This window comes from Methylophaga thalassica MP, assembly GCF_000214595.1.
Taxonomy (GTDB): domain Bacteria; phylum Pseudomonadota; class Gammaproteobacteria; order Nitrosococcales; family Methylophagaceae; genus Methylophaga; species Methylophaga thalassica.
This window is the reverse complement of record NZ_AFIG01000001.1, coordinates 388,558-403,853: the sequence shown is the minus strand read 5'-3', so window position 1 is coordinate 403,853 and position 15,296 is coordinate 388,558. Positions and strand designations below refer to the sequence as shown.

Below are 15,296 nucleotides of genomic sequence, written 5' to 3'. Positions count from 1 at the left end.
TCTTGATGAGATACGGCAGCGTGGCTGTTTTAATTGCTCAACGCTGATTTAACTTGTCCACTTACTGCGGCCATGTCAGCACGGCCTTGAATTTTTGGTCGCAACACATTCATGACTGCGCCCATGTCTTTAATGCTACTTGCACCCGCTTCATCAATGGCTGATTGAATAGCTTGCGCAATTTCTTCTTCAGAGAGTTGCTCAGGCATAAACTCTTCAATGACCACGAGTTCAGCCTTTTCGATATCCGCCAAATCCGCACGAGAAGCATTTTCGTATTGTTCTAATGCTTCACGACGTTGTTTGATCATTTTGGTCAGGATAACGACAATATCATCGTCAGAAAGGTCAACCCGGTTATCTACTTCAACTTGCTTGATGGCAGCTGAAATTTGACGTAACACTGCAAGACGTTCTTTGTCTTTGGCGCGCATCGCATCTTTGATGCTGTCTTGAATAGTAACTTTTAACGGGCTGGCTTCTGCAGGCATGATATTTAGTTTAGTCTCTGAATATAGCGATTTTAGTAAAGACGGATACGGCTTGCGTTTTCGCGAGACAGTTTCTTCTGGTGACGTTTTACGGCTGCGGCTGCGGCACGTTTACGTACAGTAGTTGGTTTTTCATAAGCTTCACGAGCACGGGCTTCAGCAACTGTGCCAGCTTTTTCACATGCACGTTTAAAACGACGTAGAGCGACGTCAAATGGTTCGTTCTCTTTTACTCTTACTGCAGGCATTCAAAAAACTCCCTAAACAATTCTTGTATGGAAACCCCTAATTGTACGAAATATTCACCAGAAAGCAAACAGTTAAATCACTTTATTTATAAAAAAGGGCATAATAGGCAGGTATTAATGCAAAAGCTTAGGAAAAAAATGCGTGTTTTAGGTATTGAATCTTCATGTGACGAAACCGGTGTCGCTATTTACGACATGGAAAAAGGGTTGCTCGCTCACCGCTTATTTAGTCAGATCGCTATGCATGCTGAGTATGGCGGTGTCGTACCAGAACTGGCTTCCAGAGATCATATCCGTAAAACATTACCGCTTATTGAAGAAGTATTAGATGCTGCGTCCTTAACCACTGCAGACATTGATGCTGTCGCTTATACAGCAGGACCTGGCCTAGCTGGCGCTCTGTTAGTTGGCGCAGCAATCGGCCGCAGTTTAGCCTGGGCGTTAAATATTCCCGCTTTAGCCGTCAATCACATGGAAGGACATTTGCTGTCACCTTTACTGGAAGTACCTGCACCGGCTTTCCCCTTTGTCTCACTACTGGTGTCCGGCGGTCACACCCAATTGGTGGATGTAAGAGGTATTGGCCAGTACGAATTATTAGGTGAATCGATTGATGATGCGGTAGGTGAGGCTTTTGATAAAACAGCCAAACTTTTAGGCATGGATTATCCAGGCGGCCCATACCTTGCGGCCAAGGCAGAACAAGGTGTCGCCGATCGCTTTGTGTTTCCTCGGCCTATGACTAATCGTCCCGGTTTGGACTTCAGCTTTAGTGGCTTAAAAACATTTGCGATGAATACCTGGATGGAAACAGAGCAATCCGATCAAGATAAAGCCGATATTGCACTGGCTTTTCAAACTGCGGTGGTTGAAACACTGGCTATCAAATGTAAAAGGGCGTTGAAACAGACCGGACATAAGCGATTAGTTGTCGCCGGTGGGGTAAGTGCAAATAAAGCATTACGCCAAAAATTAGATTCAATGAAAGGCGTTGACGTTTTTTATCCTCGGCAACAATTTTGCAGTGACAATGGTGCCATGATTGCTTTTGCTGGTGCCATGCGCCATCAAGCAATGAAACATCAGGAAATACCGAGCTTCACTGTCAGACCGCGCTGGCCACTTAACGAACTCAGCCCACCCTAGCTTTAGCCAGACTTTGACTCTTCCTTAGCCAGTAGGCGACGGATATTACCGTGATGACGGGCAATTAATAACAAGGCAGTCAGTAGAATAATCCAACGCGCATTGACACTATCGATAAGCCACAAACTATAAACCGGGGTAAGGGCAGCAGCCACTAAGGCAGATAGAGACGATATACGTGTCACAGCAAACACCACTAACCAAGTGACTAATCCTGCTGCGGCCAGTATCGGTGATAGAGCGATAAAGCCACCCAATGCGGTAGCGACCCCTTTGCCACCTTTGAATTCAAAAAAGATCGGAAACAGGTGACCTAAAAAGGCGGCAAACGCTGTTGCGGCGACCCACACCATATCAAGGCCGATGGCATGTGCAATTGCTACCGGAATGACGCCTTTCAAAACATCAAACAGCAAGACAGTTGCTGCCAGTTTTTTACCGCCAAATCGCAGTACGTTAGTTGCACCGGGATTACCTGAGCCCTGAGTTCGTGGGTCCGGCAAGCCTGCCAGCTTACATAAAATGATCGCACTCGATAATGAGCCAAAAAGATAAGCGACCACCAATAAAATGACGGGTAAGGCATAAGTCTCAAGCATGATATGATGCTACCTTTTAAAAACGTTGCGACATTATAGGTCGCGAATCAATGATTGCCACCCTTTGACAGATCGAGACATGGATAAAATTTTTCTTAACGACCTTAAAATCGACACCATTATTGGTATTTACGACTGGGAAAGACACACACAACAAACCCTGACTTTTGATCTCGAAATGGACTGGGATATTCGTCAAGCTGCGGAAACAGACGATATCAGCAACACACTGGACTATGGTGCTATTGCCCAAAAAATAGTTAATTTTGTTAAAGCCAGTGACTATCAGCTTATTGAAACACTGGCTGAAGATCTCGCCCAAATGTTACTCAATGAGTTCTCAATTCCCAAACTCAAACTGACGCTGAGTAAGCCCGTCGCCTTACACGGTCAAAATACGGCTCGAATTGTGATTGAACGTAGCAAATAATGCATAAACAAAGACACGGCTACCTACTTGGACTGGGCTGCAATATCGATCCGTTTGAAAACTTTTCAAGCATGGTCGATCTGTTGCTAGCGCATTTTGAGCGTTTTGATATCAGCCGGATTTTGCATATTCCACCGGTAGGCATGAATAGCCAGCACTTTTTCCTGAACGCCGTCGCCTTTATTGAGACGGATATGCCACAAGACAAACTGAAAGACATCTGTAACGCGATAGAGATGAGACTAGGCCGTGATCGTGAAGATCCTGATCGTAAACACAAAGATCGGCCAGCGGATCTGGATATTCTGTGCTCTCTTACGGTGCCTGACGGTCTGAATACCCCGGCTCGGGAAGTCACAGATGAATATTTTCTGTATCCCTTAATTGATGAATTATTTAAATTTTTAAGTGATCAACCACTTAACAGCCAAATACAAAATGGCACCAAAATCCAGGTGGGATCTTTATCGTTTGGAGAGTCGGCGACCACCATCCACCGCAATTGAGACACCGGTCAGGAAAGGATTGTCTAACAAACTTTTGACGGCCAGGAAAACAGGCTCTGCACCACCTTCACGTGCTAGTGGTGTTTCAGACATCATCTGCTGACGAACCTCATCAGAATGTGACTCCGTGAACAAGACAGGGCCGGGAGCAACGGCATTAACCTTGACTGCTGGTGCATATTTTTTTGCCAATACCAGCATCATATTATGCAGCCCAGCCTTGGTGGTGCCATAAATATCAAATCGCGGTGTTGGGTTCTCAACATTGATATCGGTGATATGCACAATATCCGCCGGTTTGTCAGCGTCTCCTTTCAGCTTGCTTTTGAGTCCTTCATTAATCAAAAATGGTGCCATCATATGTACATAAAAAAATTGTTCATACTGCTGAGCGGCTTTTTCTAGATCATCATCTGTCGGCGAAAATGAAGAGGCATTATGAATAATCGCTTTTATTGATTCACAACGTTGTTGGCAATCCTCAATAAACGCCATGATAGCTTGTTTGGAGTTAAAGTCTGCCTGGATGGTATGAATACCCATTTCACGCATTTCTTGGACACCATCAGTCTCGGTACGGTAATGTGCAAGAACATTACAACCTTGTTCATGGAATCGCTTAGCCATATGCAAACCGACTCGACGACTGGTGCCTGTCACCAATACAACCTGTTGCAATTGCTACTCCTCAACGATGAATAATAAACACACATTATCGGCTGTTTCGCCTGAAGCGCAACAACACAGTGATGCTTTAAAAGAATTGATCAAAAAGCAAATACAGTCTGAAGGTGGCTCAATCAGTTTTGCCAAGTATATGCATGCCTGCTTATACACTTCCGGTTATGGTTATTACAGTGCTGGCAGCCATAAACTTGGCGAGCAGGGCGATTTCACCACCGCCCCTGAAATCAGCCCTTTTTTTGGTTACAGCATCGCCAACCATATCATCGATGTCTTTGCCCAGAAAACCCAAAAACATATTCTCGAATTTGGTGCTGGCAGTGGGCAACTCGCCATAGACATCATGGTCTATCTGGAAAAAAGCCATGAGTTGCCTGAGTTTTATTACATTCTGGAAATCAGTGCTGATTTACGCCAACGCCAGCAACAACATATCCAGCAACTTATACCTGGACTCATAGATCGGTTTGTTTGGCTAGACAAATTACCTGAACAGTTTGAAGGTGTCATTCTGGCCAATGAAGTATGTGACGCCATGCCCGTTAACCTCATCAAAATAAAAGAGCATCAGCTATATGAACGTCATGTATGTCTAAACAATAACCATTTTGCCTGGCGAGATATACCTGTGACTGATGACGAACTCATGCAGCAGGGGACTCGCCTGCAAACGCTTATTTCAACAGATATTTACGAAACCGAAATTCATTTAGCCTCGCAGCAATGGTTACGTACTATCGCCCAGTCACTAAAAAAAGGCGCTTTTTTTATAATTGATTATGGCTATAGCTTTAACACGTTTTATAACGAAGAAAGAAAGCAGGGGACCTTATGCTGCTATTACCGCCATCAGTTGAATAATGATCCATTTTATTTGCCTGGTTTACAGGACATTACCGCCCACACGGAATTTACCACACTGGCAGATATCGCCTTTGAACAAGGGCTGGACGTAGCAGGGTTTCATGAGCAAAGCGACTTTCTGATGGCAGGCGGCATTACCGATATTGCTGCAGAGTTTCACAACAACATGCCTACTGCTGACTGGTTACAACAGAGTGCAGGATTAAAGCAATTATTAATGCCAAGCCAGATGGGCCAGCAGTTTAAAGTATTGAGTCTAACTAAAAACCTTGAATTGTTAGCACGGCTTTCAATAAACGACCGCCGCTATCAACTCTGAATGACAGCAACAAAAAAGGGGCTCAAAGCCCCTTTAATGTTTGAATAAATGCCTGGAATTATTTCTTCAACGCTTCCAGTTCTTTTTGTAATTTATCCATTTTTTCGCTCATATCAAATAAGACTTCTTTGATATTTGCCATGTCATCACGAAGATTGCTGGTTTCTTGCTTATTACGTGCAATATCTTCTTTCAGCTCAGGACTGATAAGCGCATCTTTTGAATCAGCTTGACGTTCAGCAATGGTTTGTAAAACCGTCGGAATATCAATCTCAATCCAGTCTGTTCTCTCTTTACCTGTTTCAGGATCAATGTGATACGACATACCATTATCAAGCGCCACTCTTACAGCGGGTTCAGAATCGAACTTTCTGGTACCCGGTAACAGTGGGTTAACGCGGCGGTCAATTTCCTGACCGGTGTATTGGTCTTTGTCACGATAATCTTCGTGTAACAAACCGAAGATAATGTTCAAGCGACCACCACTCATGAAAACACGACCGCTATCACTTTGACGCTCTTTTGCAATCATGCCCTGATGCACACCCAATGTAACAAAGGTAACATCTTCATTTGGCTGAGCACGGCCTAAACCATTCGCTAAACCATTACTTAGAATCTGTAACTCTGCAGGTGAAAACAGCGGATTTTGACGCTGATTAAACAACACCTTTTCATTCACATAAAGCGATTCTAAAACTGAACGCATTGTGTCTGGTGAAATTGAGTAGGGGTGATCATTTGCCACACCCGGAACATCGCGATCAACAATTTTGACGTACTGCAAACCTGTTTCAAATAAGGTTTTACCTTCTGTAGAAATTTCTACATCATCAGACTTTTTCAGTGGGTTACCACAACCACTCAGCCCCAGGCTCAGGGCTAAAGCAACGGTCACTGCCGTGCTGTACTTCACAATGCCTCGCATAGATTCTTCCTCGTTTTAGTTAACCCGTTTAATTAACGGGAGGTGTGAGTTCTGCTTTTTGTTCCCTGCATAATAATGCCTGAACGGATTCTCGTGGATCGTACCCTTCAAACAAAATTTTGCATACTTGCTCCACAATGGGCATTTCAATGTCAGCCTGACGGGCTCTCAACATGACTTCACGTGCAGCATGCATTCCTTCTACTGTTTTACCGACAAACTTAACAGCATCATCAACGCTGAGTCCGCGTCCAATCGCCAAACCTAATTGACGATTGCGACTTTGATCATCGGTGCAGGTTAAAATCAAATCACCAATACCAGACAAGCCGAACAAGGTTTCAGTTTCCGCACCCAGTGCCGCCGCTAAGCGTCTTATTTCGGCCATACCCCGCGTAATCAATGCAGCTCGGGCATTGGCTCCATAGCCTAAACCATCAGAAATACCCGCACTAATCGCCAACACATTTTTGACTGTGCCGCCAATCTGCACACCTAACACATCATAAGTTGTGTAGACACGCAGTGTTGGGCTATGAAACAAACCCGCCAGTTGTTTGGCAAAATCACCATCTTCCGATGCTACTGTAAATGCCGTCGGTAAATTAGCCGCGACTTCTGCGGCAAATGAAGGGCCGGAAATCACCGCTAATGGATGACTTTCACCCAAGACTGAACGAGCCACATCATAAAGCAGCTCACCGGTATCAGGAGCCAAACCTTTTGTTGCCCAACTCACGGGCGTTCTAGCTGCAAGTACCGGCTTTATCATTTGCAAGCTTTCTACAAAGGCTTTACTGGGAACTGAAATCAACACATGACCACAATTTTGTATGGCTTTATGCACATCATCCACTACCGATAAAGCATCAGGGAACGCTATACCGGGCAAGTATTTCGCATTTTCACGCGATGTTTGCATCTCTGCGCAATGTAGTTTATCTCTTCCCCATAACCATGTCTCATGACCATTTCTGGCCATCGCCATGGCAAGCGCAGTTCCCCACGCCCCAGCGCCCAACACCAGTGTTGGTAATAAATTGGCTTGTTCAGACACCGCCGTTTCCTGGATATTAATGCGTCGTTTTTGCTCTTGCTTCTTGAGCTTGTCTCTCAACTTGCTCTTTTTGATGGAGATACATCGCATCAAAATTGACGGGGGCCAATACAAGTTGCGGGAAGCCGCCTTTAGTCACTAGATCAGACACCACTTCTCTGACAAATGGGAAAAGCGTATTGGGGCAGTAACTACCGACTAACGGTCCCATTTCTTCGGTGGTATAGCCCGTTAGCGTAAAAATACCAGCCTGTTTTACTTCGACTAGAAAGGCGGTTTTATCGCCTACTTTTGCGGTGACGGTAACAGATAACACGATTTCATGTGTGTCATCGTCGATACGGTTATATTCATTGCCTAACTGTAAATCCAGTTGTGGACGCCACTCATCACGAAAAATTTCAGGTGAGTTAGGTGATTCAAAAGACACATCTTTTGTGTAAATTTTTTGAATCACAAACCGTGGTTTTTGTTGTTCTTCACCTGTTGCTGTGTTTTCTTCAGCCATCTCTATTCCTTCTTGTTTTAAGATTGCGCCAGGAGACTATCTAGTTCTTTAGTGCGATCAATCGCAACTAAATCAGTGTAGCCACCTATGGCTTTATTATTGATAAATATCTGCGGCACGGTTCTTTGCTGGCTCTTTTTCATCATCTCTTCTCTTTTTGAAGGATCCAGATCCACACGAATTTCGTCGTATTTCACGCCTTTACGCTCCAGCAACTGTTTTGCCATTACACAGTAAGGACAGTGAGCAGAAGAATAAACAATTACTTTAGCCACAATATAACCCTGCCATTTTGTTTTGATTAACTAAACAGAGGCAATTTAGCCTCTTTCCATCCATTAATGCCACCAGTCATTACATAAACTTCTTCAAAGTCATTTGATTTTAACTTTTTGGCGGCATTCCGAGCACGCTGACCACTAGCGCAGACAATTACCAGAGGTTGCGATTTATTTTTTAACTTTTTAATTTCTTCGTCTAATTTGGATAACGGAAGATTGACCGAGTCAGCAATATGCTCTTTCTCGAATTCATCTGCTTCCCGGACATCAACAAATTTACCTTTGTACTGATTGACCAGTCTGACCGACTGATTAGCATCTAATGGCTGTAATCCGGTTAGTTTACGATTAATCGCATCAGAAAAAACTAACCAAGCCAATACAACCCATGCTGCACTCAACATCCAATGATTAACGATGAACTCACCCAAATTTTCCATAGCAACCCTTAAAACTGTCTTAAAATCAGATTAATTTTTTGCAGAACAGAATACTTCACGCATCATCTCAATCAGTCTGAGAGTACGCTCATCATTCACACGGTAATAAATACGATTAGCATCACGGCGTGACATAAGAATGTCTTTTTCACGTAACTTTGCCAAATGCTGTGATACGTTACTTTGTGTGGTGCCAACCTGCTCAACGATATCCTGAACGGATAACTCATGCTCACCAATCGCGCAGAGAATCTTAAGGCGCAAAGGATGAGACATCGCTTTCAGTGCAAATGCAGCACGTTCGATATCGTTATCAATCGCGATAGAATCTATGTTTAAAGCTTGTGCCACAATTTTGTCCGTCAGTACCTGTGACTGTATTTCATCACAAAACACCATATAATACACGGCATCAATTCTTAATGACATACAAGACAAGGGATAGTCAGCAGATAGCCCGACTACTTTTCGTTTTAAGGACTTATCAATGACGCAAACACACAGACCTCTGGCGCTCATCATCTTTGATGGATGGGGCTACAGCGAATCCGCAGAAAATAATGCCATTCTTGCAGCAAATACACCGAATTGGGACCGTATGTGGGCAACATATCCACACACGCTGATTAATGCATCAGGGGAAGGTGTTGGTTTACCGGGTGATCAAATGGGTAACTCTGAAGTCGGCCATTTGAATTTAGGTGCTGGCCGGGTTGTGTATCAGGAGTTTACACGTATCAGTCTGGCCATCAGAAATGGTGAGTTTTTCGATAATCGTGTGCTGATTGACGCGGTTGATAAAGCAAAAAAAACCGATAGTGCTGTGCATATCTTCGGTTTATTATCCGACGGTGGTGTACACAGCCATGAACAACATATTCACGCCATGGTCGAACTAGCCGCCAGACAAGGCGCCAAACAAGTCTATGTTCATGCCTTTTTAGATGGTCGTGATACCCCACCTAAAAGTGCTGAAGCGGCGATTGAGAAACTAGAAGAAAGCTTCAAAAAATCAGGAACAGGTCAACTTGCTACCATCATCGGTCGTTTTTATGCGATGGATAGAGACAACCGATGGAATCGAGTTGAAGAAGCCTATCAGCTCATCACCGAAGGTAAAGGCCAATATCATGCTGACACAGCGATTGAAGGTCTACGTGCAGCATATGAACGCGAAGAAACCGATGAGTTTGTTAAAGCGACCACGATTGGCACACCGGTAAAAGTGAATGACGGTGACAGCATTGTCTTTATGAACTTCCGTTCTGACCGGGCTCGTGAGCTGACGGAATGTTTCATCAATCCTGAATTTTCCGGTTTTGCTTTACCAAGAAAAATTCAGCTTGCTGACTTTGTGACATTAACCGAATACAAAAAAGACTTCACTGCGCCTATCGCCTTCCCAACAGAAAAATTACATAACATTCTGGGTGAATACTTATCTGCCCATGGCAAGACTCAGCTACGTATTGCTGAAACTGAGAAATATGCGCATGTGACCTTTTTCTTTAATGGCGGTCAGGATACCCCGTATGAAGGTGAGGACCGTATTCTGATCCCATCGCCTAAAGTTGATACCTATGATCAACAACCAGAGATGAATGCCCCAGAAGTCACAGACAAACTTGTCGAAGCGATCAATAGTGCAAAATACGATGTCATCATTTGTAACTTCGCGAATGCCGATATGGTAGGCCACACCGGTAATTTTGACGCAGCCGTGAAAGCCATCGAAACTCTGGACGTCAGTCTGGGGAAAATTTGGACAGCTATTGAAAAAGTGGGCGGCGAAATGCTGGTGACAGCAGATCATGGCAATGCCGAGCGTATGGTCAATCATGAAACCGGACAGCCTCATACTGCACATACCAATAATGTCGTGCCATTATTATTTGCCGGTCGCGAGGCTCATTGTGTCGATGGGGGGACTTTGTCAGACATTGCACCAACCATGTTGTCATTAATGGGGCTCACCATTCCAGACGAAATGGGTAAAAAACTCTTAGTAATAGCCCAATAAGCCTTTCAAGTGACGTTGAGAATATTACTGGCATGCTTAAGCCTGCTGATCTGTTTCAGTGTTCATGCTGAAACAGATTCAGCATCGCGCCTGGACGATGTTCGCAAAGAAATAAAATCACTGAATAGTGATCTGTCAGAAAAAAAAGCAGACCGGCAGGCGCTTCTCGATCAGTTAAAAACACAAAGCCGACAAGTCTCTGAACTGAACAAACAACTTCGAAAACTTGAAGCGCAGATTAACGATAAACACAAAGAGGTCGAAGCGCTACGTCATAAGGTGGGCATTAAAGAAAAAGAGCAAAAACAGCAGCTTGATGCCTTATATAGCCAAATACGTTCTGCTTTCATTCATTCAGAACCCAGTTATCTGGAGCTATTGTTAAACCAGAAAGATGTGTCTACCCTTAGTCGAGGAAGCACCTATTTTCGCTACTTTCATCAGGCGAGACAGCAAGAACTGGAAAATATTCATCAACTATTGATGAAACTCAACGACGAGCAACGTGATGTTTTACTTGCACAGCAATCTTTAGAAAATATGCTGACGCAGCAGCATTCGAAACAGACTCAACTTGAACAACAAAGCAAACAAAGGAAAGCCACGCTAGCTGCGCTGGATAAGAGCATATCGACACAAGACAGTCGTCTGGCGTCTCTGAAAGATGAAGAGCGGAATCTACAACAATTGCTGGATTCCCTTAGCAAAAAATCAGCGCCAACAGCACCGGTAGCGAAGCCTAACAATAATTCAACACCTGTGAAACCAAACACACCTTTTCCACGTCTGACAGGTAAACTAACATGGCCTGTTAATGGAAAATTACTTGCCCGCTATGGCAGCTCGAGAAATCTTGGTAAACTCAAATGGCAAGGTATCGTCATTGCGTCACCAACTGGAAACGATGTCAAAGCCACAGCAGCAGGTCGAGTTGTTTTTGCTGATTGGTTGAGAGGGTTTGGTCTATTAATCATCATTGATCATGGTGATCAATATATGACTCTTTATGGCAATAATGAATCATTACTTAGAGATGTCGGTGAGTATGTCAAAGCCGGCGACGTTATAGCACAATCTGGCGAACAAGGGATTCGTGGCCTATCCGGCCTTTATTTTGAAATTCGTCATCGAGGCAGCCCAACAAATCCACTAAAATGGTTGGGGAAACAAGGCTGACAAGTCTTATCGATTAAGGAAGGAATATGAGTTTTTTTAAACGTGATTTCGGCTTAATTACCAGCGGTGTAATTTTAGGTGCCACCCTCGTATTTGGCCAAATGGTTTTTGCTGACAAGGAAGCAACAAAACCGGACCTACCTCTTGAAGACTTACGTACTTTTTCAGAGATTTTTGGCAGGATTAAAAGTAGTTATGTAGAACCTGTTGAAGATAAACAGTTACTGGAAAATGCTATCCGCGGCATGCTTTCCGGTCTGGATCCTCACTCAACCTATCTCGATAAAGAACAGTTCAAAGAACTGCGTGAAGGTACCTCTGGCGAATTTGGTGGACTGGGTATTGAAGTCAGTATGGAAGATGGCTTTGTTAAGGTCGTCACACCAATTGACGATACGCCTGCTGCAAAAGCCGGTATCAAACCGGGTGATCTGATTATTCGTCTTGATGACACTCCTGTAAAAGGAATGACCCTGAATGATGCAGTGGATATCATGCGTGGCAAACCAGGCACTGACCTTATGCTAACCATTATTCGTGAAGGTGAAGATACACCACTCAAAATTAACGTCACTCGCGCCATCATCAAAGTCGAGAGTGTTAAGAAAAAAATGCTGGAACCGGGTTACGCCTATGTTCGTATTTCAACATTTCAGTCACGAACTGGCGAAAGCTTAAGAGAAGCGATCTCTGAACTGAAAAAAGAAAATGATGGCAAACTAAACGGACTGGTCCTAGATTTACGCAACAATCCTGGTGGTGTATTAGATGCCGCGGTTGAAGTCTCTGATGCCTTCATTGAAAAAGGGCTCATTGTTTACACTGAAGGCCGTATTCCAGATTCTGATCAGAAATTCCACGCCACTCCTGACGATATGCTGAAAGGTGCTCCATTAGTTGTATTGGTTAATGGTGGTTCTGCATCTGCTTCGGAAATTGTAGCTGGTGCCTTACAAGATCATGATCGTGCGGTCATTATGGGTACAAAAACCTTTGGTAAAGGCTCTGTGCAGACTGTCATGCCTCTCACTAATGACACTGCTGTTAAGATGACAACAGCTCGTTATTACACACCTTCAGGCCGTTCTATTCAGGCAGAAGGTATTGTTCCGGATATCGAACTAAAACCAGTGCATATTTCTGCTATTGAAGACGCAGAATTTACTCCGCTAAGAGAACGTGATCTGGCTCATCATCTGGTCAATGGTGACGAAGAAGAAAAAGCCAATGCTGAACAGAACCAAGCGGATAAAGAGAAAGAGCAACCTCTTGAAGTCTCTGATTATGCATTATCACAAGCACTGAATTTGTTAAAAGGAATGACCATCCTTAAAAAATAAAGGATAGCTTATGTCAACTGTATTGGTTCCTCTCGCCGAAGGCTTTGAAGAAATTGAAGCGGTCACCGTTATCGACTTACTGAGGAGAGCAGGGATCAATGTGGTGACAGCCAGCCTGACCCAGCGTCATCAGGTTACCGGCAGCAGACAAGTGGTATTATCTGCTGATAGCCTGATAGATGATGTCAAAGAGTCAACGTTTGATATGGTTGTTCTGCCGGGCGGTCAGCCCGGCACGAACAATCTCAATAGCGATGCTCGTATCGCGACCTTATTACAAAATCAGTTAAATGCTAATAAATATATCGCAGCAATTTGTGCTGCACCTTTGGTATTAGCGAATGCAAAGATCCTTAATCAACACCGTGCTACCTGTTATCCAGGCGTATTGAAACAAGAAGATTGGCCTGAAATATCACTCATTGATCAAACTGTTGTCATCGATGACAGAATAATTACTTCAAAAGGACCAGGTACCGCCATGGATTTTGCATTAAGCATTATTGAAATTCTGACAACGCAACAAACACGTAACCAAGTCGAAAATGACTTGGTAAGACACTAAGCCTATGGCCTTACTTACAGCTAACGATTTATCTATTCTGCTGGTTGAACCTTCAGCCATGCAACTCAAGCTCATCATGCGACATCTGAATGAAGAGGGTGTTCATAAAATTGATGGCGTTAGTAGTGGTAAAGAAGCATTAGCGCTGATTAGTAAATACCCACCCGATCTGGTGATTACAGCCATGTATCTACCGGATATGACGGCCAATGAGCTTATTGAAACTGTGATACAAGATCATCCTGAGCTCAATCTGTCATATATGCTGATTTCCAGTGAAAAAGGGCATGCAGCGCTGGAACCTGTCCGTCAGGCTGGAGTGATTGCTATCCTGCCCAAACCCTTCGATCATAAAGACTTACAACGGGCTATAAGGGCCACGTTAGATATCATTGATCCAGAAGAAATTACGCTGGAAAGTTATGATGTCAGTGAGTTGAACTTGTTGGTTGTTGACGATAGTTTGACTTCACGTAATCACATTATGCGTATTTTCAGTACGATGGGCATTCAGCATATTGACGATGCTGAAAATGGTCGTAAAGCTTTGGATAAAATTAACGAAAATCACTATGACCTGATTGTCACCGATCTGAATATGCCTGAAATGGATGGTCACGAGTTGGTTCAGTACATCAGAAATGATATGGGTAATGATGCCATTCCAATCATGATCTTAACCACAGAAAATAATGAAGCCCGACTTGGTCAGGTCGAACAGGCAGGTGTCTCAGCCATTCTCAACAAGCCTTTTGAACCTAACACTATCCGGGAAATGTTATTTCGTCTGCTTGATTCCTAAAGCACCTTTTTTCTGTCCCATTTCTAAAAATGTTGCCATATAGGGCACCGTCTGTTCACCCACCCGCATCGCTGCAAATAAGGTTTTCATCACACCATGCTGTCCTAATCTAACGATAGAAGCAGGAATTTCTTGGCAATATTGTTTGGCCAACCAATCAGGTAATACGGTCACACCACGGTTCAGGCTCGCCATTTGTACCATGATATCTAAAGATTCCATCGTTTTATGTTGTGGTTTTACATTGGCAGGCAGTAAGAACTGAGTATAAATATCTAATCGTTCATGCGGCACGGGAAAAGTCATCAATAACTCCGATTCCAATGCCTCTGCTTCTATATAATCAAGCCCAGAAAGTGAGTGAGTACTTGCTACCAACAACACCATTTCATACTCGAATAATGGCGCATAAAATAAATCTTTGTGTGTCACTTTATCCGGCGTCACCAAACAGTCTATGTGATGATTTAATAGTCCTTCCAAACCAGAAAACTGGAATTTATGAACAATATCTACATCCATTTTCGGCATCGCGATCAGATAGTCCGTTAATATTGCTTTTAACCACTCATAGCATGGATGACACTCCACACCAACCTTTAACACCCCTTGCTTACCATCAGCCAGAGCCTGCATTGTATTTTCTGCCTGCTCAAAAACAGGTAATACCTGCCTTGCCGTTTTTAATAAAAGCTGACCAGCTTGGGTGAGCCTCAATTTTCTTCCCTGTCTCTCCCAAAGTCGAACCTCTAACTTCTGCTCAAGGTAACGAATCTGATGAGTTAATGCCGGCTGAGTGACATATAAGGCGTTTGCAGCCGCCGTTAGACTGCCATGCTCAGCCAAAGCCTGAATAATTTTTAAATGGGTACGCTCAATCATGTATGAAATA

At 43.7% G+C, this 15,296-nt stretch carries 20 protein-coding genes; 9 read left to right on the top strand and 11 right to left on the bottom strand.

Going from position 1 to position 15,296, the window contains the following annotated elements:
• Positions 1-29 precede the first annotated feature (29 nt).
• Together MAMP_RS01920 and rpsU are read right to left on the bottom strand one after the other, a co-directional pair.
• Positions 30-491 carry a GatB/YqeY domain-containing protein gene (locus MAMP_RS01920; RefSeq protein ID WP_007144285.1) on the bottom strand — a complete coding sequence of 154 codons (462 nt, stop codon included), beginning with the start codon at positions 489-491 and terminating at the stop codon, positions 30-32.
• Positions 492-523: 32 nt separating this feature from the next.
• The gene (rpsU, locus tag MAMP_RS01915) at positions 524-739 is read right to left on the bottom strand and encodes a 30S ribosomal protein S21 (protein ID WP_007144284.1); all 216 of its coding nucleotides are present in this window, start codon (positions 737-739) and stop codon (positions 524-526) included.
• A gap of 138 nt (positions 740-877) precedes the next feature.
• On the opposite strand from rpsU, the gene tsaD reads away from it, so the two are divergent.
• Entirely contained in the window at positions 878-1,885 is a 1,008-nt protein-coding gene (gene tsaD / locus MAMP_RS01910) for a tRNA (adenosine(37)-N6)-threonylcarbamoyltransferase complex transferase subunit TsaD (RefSeq protein WP_007144283.1), read from the top strand.
• A 2-nt stretch (positions 1,886-1,887) separates the two neighbouring features.
• Here the strand turns inward: tsaD and plsY are convergent, their stop codons facing one another.
• A complete protein-coding gene (plsY, locus tag MAMP_RS01905) occupies positions 1,888-2,484 on the bottom strand; it encodes a glycerol-3-phosphate 1-O-acyltransferase PlsY (RefSeq protein WP_007144282.1) in 597 nt (198 codons plus the stop codon).
• A gap of 79 nt (positions 2,485-2,563) precedes the next feature.
• Here plsY and folB point away from each other — a divergent pair, with 79 nt between their 5' ends.
• Together folB and folK are read left to right on the top strand one after the other, a co-directional pair.
• On the top strand, positions 2,564-2,914 hold the full coding sequence (gene folB, locus MAMP_RS01900; protein ID WP_007144281.1) for a dihydroneopterin aldolase: 351 nt from the start codon (positions 2,564-2,566) through the stop codon (positions 2,912-2,914).
• Positions 2,914-3,420: a 2-amino-4-hydroxy-6-hydroxymethyldihydropteridine diphosphokinase gene (gene folK, locus MAMP_RS15600; RefSeq protein ID WP_007144280.1), complete on the top strand. Its 507-nt coding sequence runs from the start codon at positions 2,914-2,916 to the stop codon at positions 3,418-3,420. The genes folB and folK overlap by 1 nt, the downstream gene beginning before the upstream one ends.
• On the opposite strand, the gene MAMP_RS01890 is transcribed toward folK, so the two are convergent.
• Positions 3,379-4,098, bottom strand: coding sequence for an SDR family NAD(P)-dependent oxidoreductase (locus tag MAMP_RS01890; RefSeq protein ID WP_007144279.1), 720 nt, complete (start codon positions 4,096-4,098; stop codon positions 3,379-3,381). The two genes, folK and MAMP_RS01890, sit on opposite strands and share 42 nt — an antisense overlap.
• 16 nt (positions 4,099-4,114) lie before the next feature.
• Here MAMP_RS01890 and MAMP_RS01885 point away from each other — a divergent pair, with 16 nt between their 5' ends.
• On the top strand, positions 4,115-5,287 hold the full coding sequence (locus MAMP_RS01885; protein WP_007144278.1) for a class I SAM-dependent methyltransferase: 1,173 nt from the start codon (positions 4,115-4,117) through the stop codon (positions 5,285-5,287).
• 58 nt (positions 5,288-5,345) lie between these two features.
• Here MAMP_RS01885 and MAMP_RS01880 read toward each other — a convergent pair whose 3' ends face one another.
• Genes MAMP_RS01880 through MAMP_RS01855 form a run of 6 tightly spaced genes read right to left on the bottom strand, consistent with a single transcriptional unit; the run spans position 5,346 to position 8,900 of the window.
• On the bottom strand, positions 5,346-6,215 hold the full coding sequence (locus tag MAMP_RS01880) for a hypothetical protein (RefSeq protein ID WP_007144277.1): 870 nt from the start codon (positions 6,213-6,215) through the stop codon (positions 5,346-5,348).
• 28 nt (positions 6,216-6,243) lie between these two features.
• Positions 6,244-7,332, bottom strand: a complete 1,089-nt coding sequence (locus MAMP_RS01875) for an NAD(P)H-dependent glycerol-3-phosphate dehydrogenase (RefSeq protein WP_007144276.1) — start codon at positions 7,330-7,332, stop codon at positions 6,244-6,246.
• A complete protein-coding gene (gene secB / locus MAMP_RS01870) occupies positions 7,289-7,780 on the bottom strand; it encodes a protein-export chaperone SecB (protein ID WP_007144275.1) in 492 nt (163 codons plus the stop codon). The genes MAMP_RS01875 and secB overlap by 44 nt, the downstream gene beginning before the upstream one ends.
• 17 nt (positions 7,781-7,797) lie before the next feature.
• On the bottom strand, positions 7,798-8,055 hold the full coding sequence (grxC, locus tag MAMP_RS01865) for a glutaredoxin 3 (protein ID WP_040576134.1): 258 nt from the start codon (positions 8,053-8,055) through the stop codon (positions 7,798-7,800).
• 26 nt (positions 8,056-8,081) lie between these two features.
• Positions 8,082-8,501 carry a rhodanese-like domain-containing protein gene (locus tag MAMP_RS01860; protein WP_007144273.1) on the bottom strand — a complete coding sequence of 140 codons (420 nt, stop codon included), beginning with the start codon at positions 8,499-8,501 and terminating at the stop codon, positions 8,082-8,084.
• Positions 8,502-8,531: 30 nt separating this feature from the next.
• Positions 8,532-8,900 carry an ArsR/SmtB family transcription factor gene (locus MAMP_RS01855; RefSeq protein WP_007144272.1) on the bottom strand — a complete coding sequence of 123 codons (369 nt, stop codon included), beginning with the start codon at positions 8,898-8,900 and terminating at the stop codon, positions 8,532-8,534.
• A gap of 88 nt (positions 8,901-8,988) precedes the next feature.
• Here MAMP_RS01855 and gpmI point away from each other — a divergent pair, with 88 nt between their 5' ends.
• Genes gpmI through MAMP_RS01830 form a run of 5 tightly spaced genes read left to right on the top strand, consistent with a single transcriptional unit; the run spans position 8,989 to position 14,404 of the window.
• Positions 8,989-10,521: a 2,3-bisphosphoglycerate-independent phosphoglycerate mutase gene (gene gpmI / locus MAMP_RS01850; RefSeq protein WP_007144271.1), complete on the top strand. Its 1,533-nt coding sequence runs from the start codon at positions 8,989-8,991 to the stop codon at positions 10,519-10,521.
• A gap of 9 nt (positions 10,522-10,530) precedes the next feature.
• Complete coding sequence (locus tag MAMP_RS01845) at positions 10,531-11,697, top strand: murein hydrolase activator EnvC family protein (RefSeq protein ID WP_007144270.1); 1,167 nt, start codon at positions 10,531-10,533, stop codon at positions 11,695-11,697.
• 26 nt (positions 11,698-11,723) lie between these two features.
• Complete coding sequence (locus tag MAMP_RS01840; protein ID WP_007144269.1) at positions 11,724-13,037, top strand: S41 family peptidase; 1,314 nt, start codon at positions 11,724-11,726, stop codon at positions 13,035-13,037.
• A gap of 10 nt (positions 13,038-13,047) precedes the next feature.
• Positions 13,048-13,602, top strand: a complete 555-nt coding sequence (locus tag MAMP_RS01835; RefSeq protein WP_007144268.1) for a DJ-1 family glyoxalase III — start codon at positions 13,048-13,050, stop codon at positions 13,600-13,602.
• 4 nt (positions 13,603-13,606) lie between these two features.
• Positions 13,607-14,404, top strand: a complete 798-nt coding sequence (locus MAMP_RS01830; protein ID WP_007144267.1) for a response regulator transcription factor — start codon at positions 13,607-13,609, stop codon at positions 14,402-14,404.
• Here MAMP_RS01830 and MAMP_RS01825 read toward each other — a convergent pair.
• On the bottom strand, positions 14,381-15,286 hold the full coding sequence (locus MAMP_RS01825; protein WP_007144266.1) for a LysR family transcriptional regulator: 906 nt from the start codon (positions 15,284-15,286) through the stop codon (positions 14,381-14,383). The two genes, MAMP_RS01830 and MAMP_RS01825, sit on opposite strands and share 24 nt — an antisense overlap.
• Positions 15,287-15,296 lie beyond the last annotated feature (10 nt).

Excerpts from the sequence above, each read along its gene's own strand:
- gpmI (WP_007144271.1), top strand. The coding sequence starts at position 8,989 with ATGACGCAAACACACAGACCTCTGGCGCTCATCATCTTTGATGGATGG.
- MAMP_RS01835 (WP_007144268.1), top strand. The coding sequence starts at position 13,048 with ATGTCAACTGTATTGGTTCCTCTCGCCGAAGGCTTTGAAGAAATTGAA.
- folB (WP_007144281.1), top strand. The coding sequence starts at position 2,564 with ATGGATAAAATTTTTCTTAACGACCTTAAAATCGACACCATTATTGGT.
- rpsU (WP_007144284.1), bottom strand. The coding sequence starts at position 739 with ATGCCTGCAGTAAGAGTAAAAGAGAACGAACCATTTGACGTCGCTCTA.
- secB (WP_007144275.1), bottom strand. The coding sequence starts at position 7,780 with ATGGCTGAAGAAAACACAGCAACAGGTGAAGAACAACAAAAACCACGG.
- MAMP_RS01920 (WP_007144285.1), bottom strand. The coding sequence starts at position 491 with ATGCCTGCAGAAGCCAGCCCGTTAAAAGTTACTATTCAAGACAGCATC.
- MAMP_RS01825 (WP_007144266.1), bottom strand. The coding sequence starts at position 15,286 with ATGATTGAGCGTACCCATTTAAAAATTATTCAGGCTTTGGCTGAGCAT.
- MAMP_RS01885 (WP_007144278.1), top strand. The coding sequence starts at position 4,115 with ATGAATAATAAACACACATTATCGGCTGTTTCGCCTGAAGCGCAACAA.
- MAMP_RS01855 (WP_007144272.1), bottom strand. The coding sequence starts at position 8,900 with ATGGTGTTTTGTGATGAAATACAGTCACAGGTACTGACGGACAAAATT.
- tsaD (WP_007144283.1), top strand. The coding sequence starts at position 878 with ATGCGTGTTTTAGGTATTGAATCTTCATGTGACGAAACCGGTGTCGCT.
- folK (WP_007144280.1), top strand. The coding sequence starts at position 2,914 with ATGCATAAACAAAGACACGGCTACCTACTTGGACTGGGCTGCAATATC.
- MAMP_RS01840 (WP_007144269.1), top strand. The coding sequence starts at position 11,724 with ATGAGTTTTTTTAAACGTGATTTCGGCTTAATTACCAGCGGTGTAATT.
- MAMP_RS01830 (WP_007144267.1), top strand. The coding sequence starts at position 13,607 with ATGGCCTTACTTACAGCTAACGATTTATCTATTCTGCTGGTTGAACCT.
- MAMP_RS01860 (WP_007144273.1), bottom strand. The coding sequence starts at position 8,501 with ATGGAAAATTTGGGTGAGTTCATCGTTAATCATTGGATGTTGAGTGCA.
- plsY (WP_007144282.1), bottom strand. The coding sequence starts at position 2,484 with ATGCTTGAGACTTATGCCTTACCCGTCATTTTATTGGTGGTCGCTTAT.
- MAMP_RS01880 (WP_007144277.1), bottom strand. The coding sequence starts at position 6,215 with ATGCGAGGCATTGTGAAGTACAGCACGGCAGTGACCGTTGCTTTAGCC.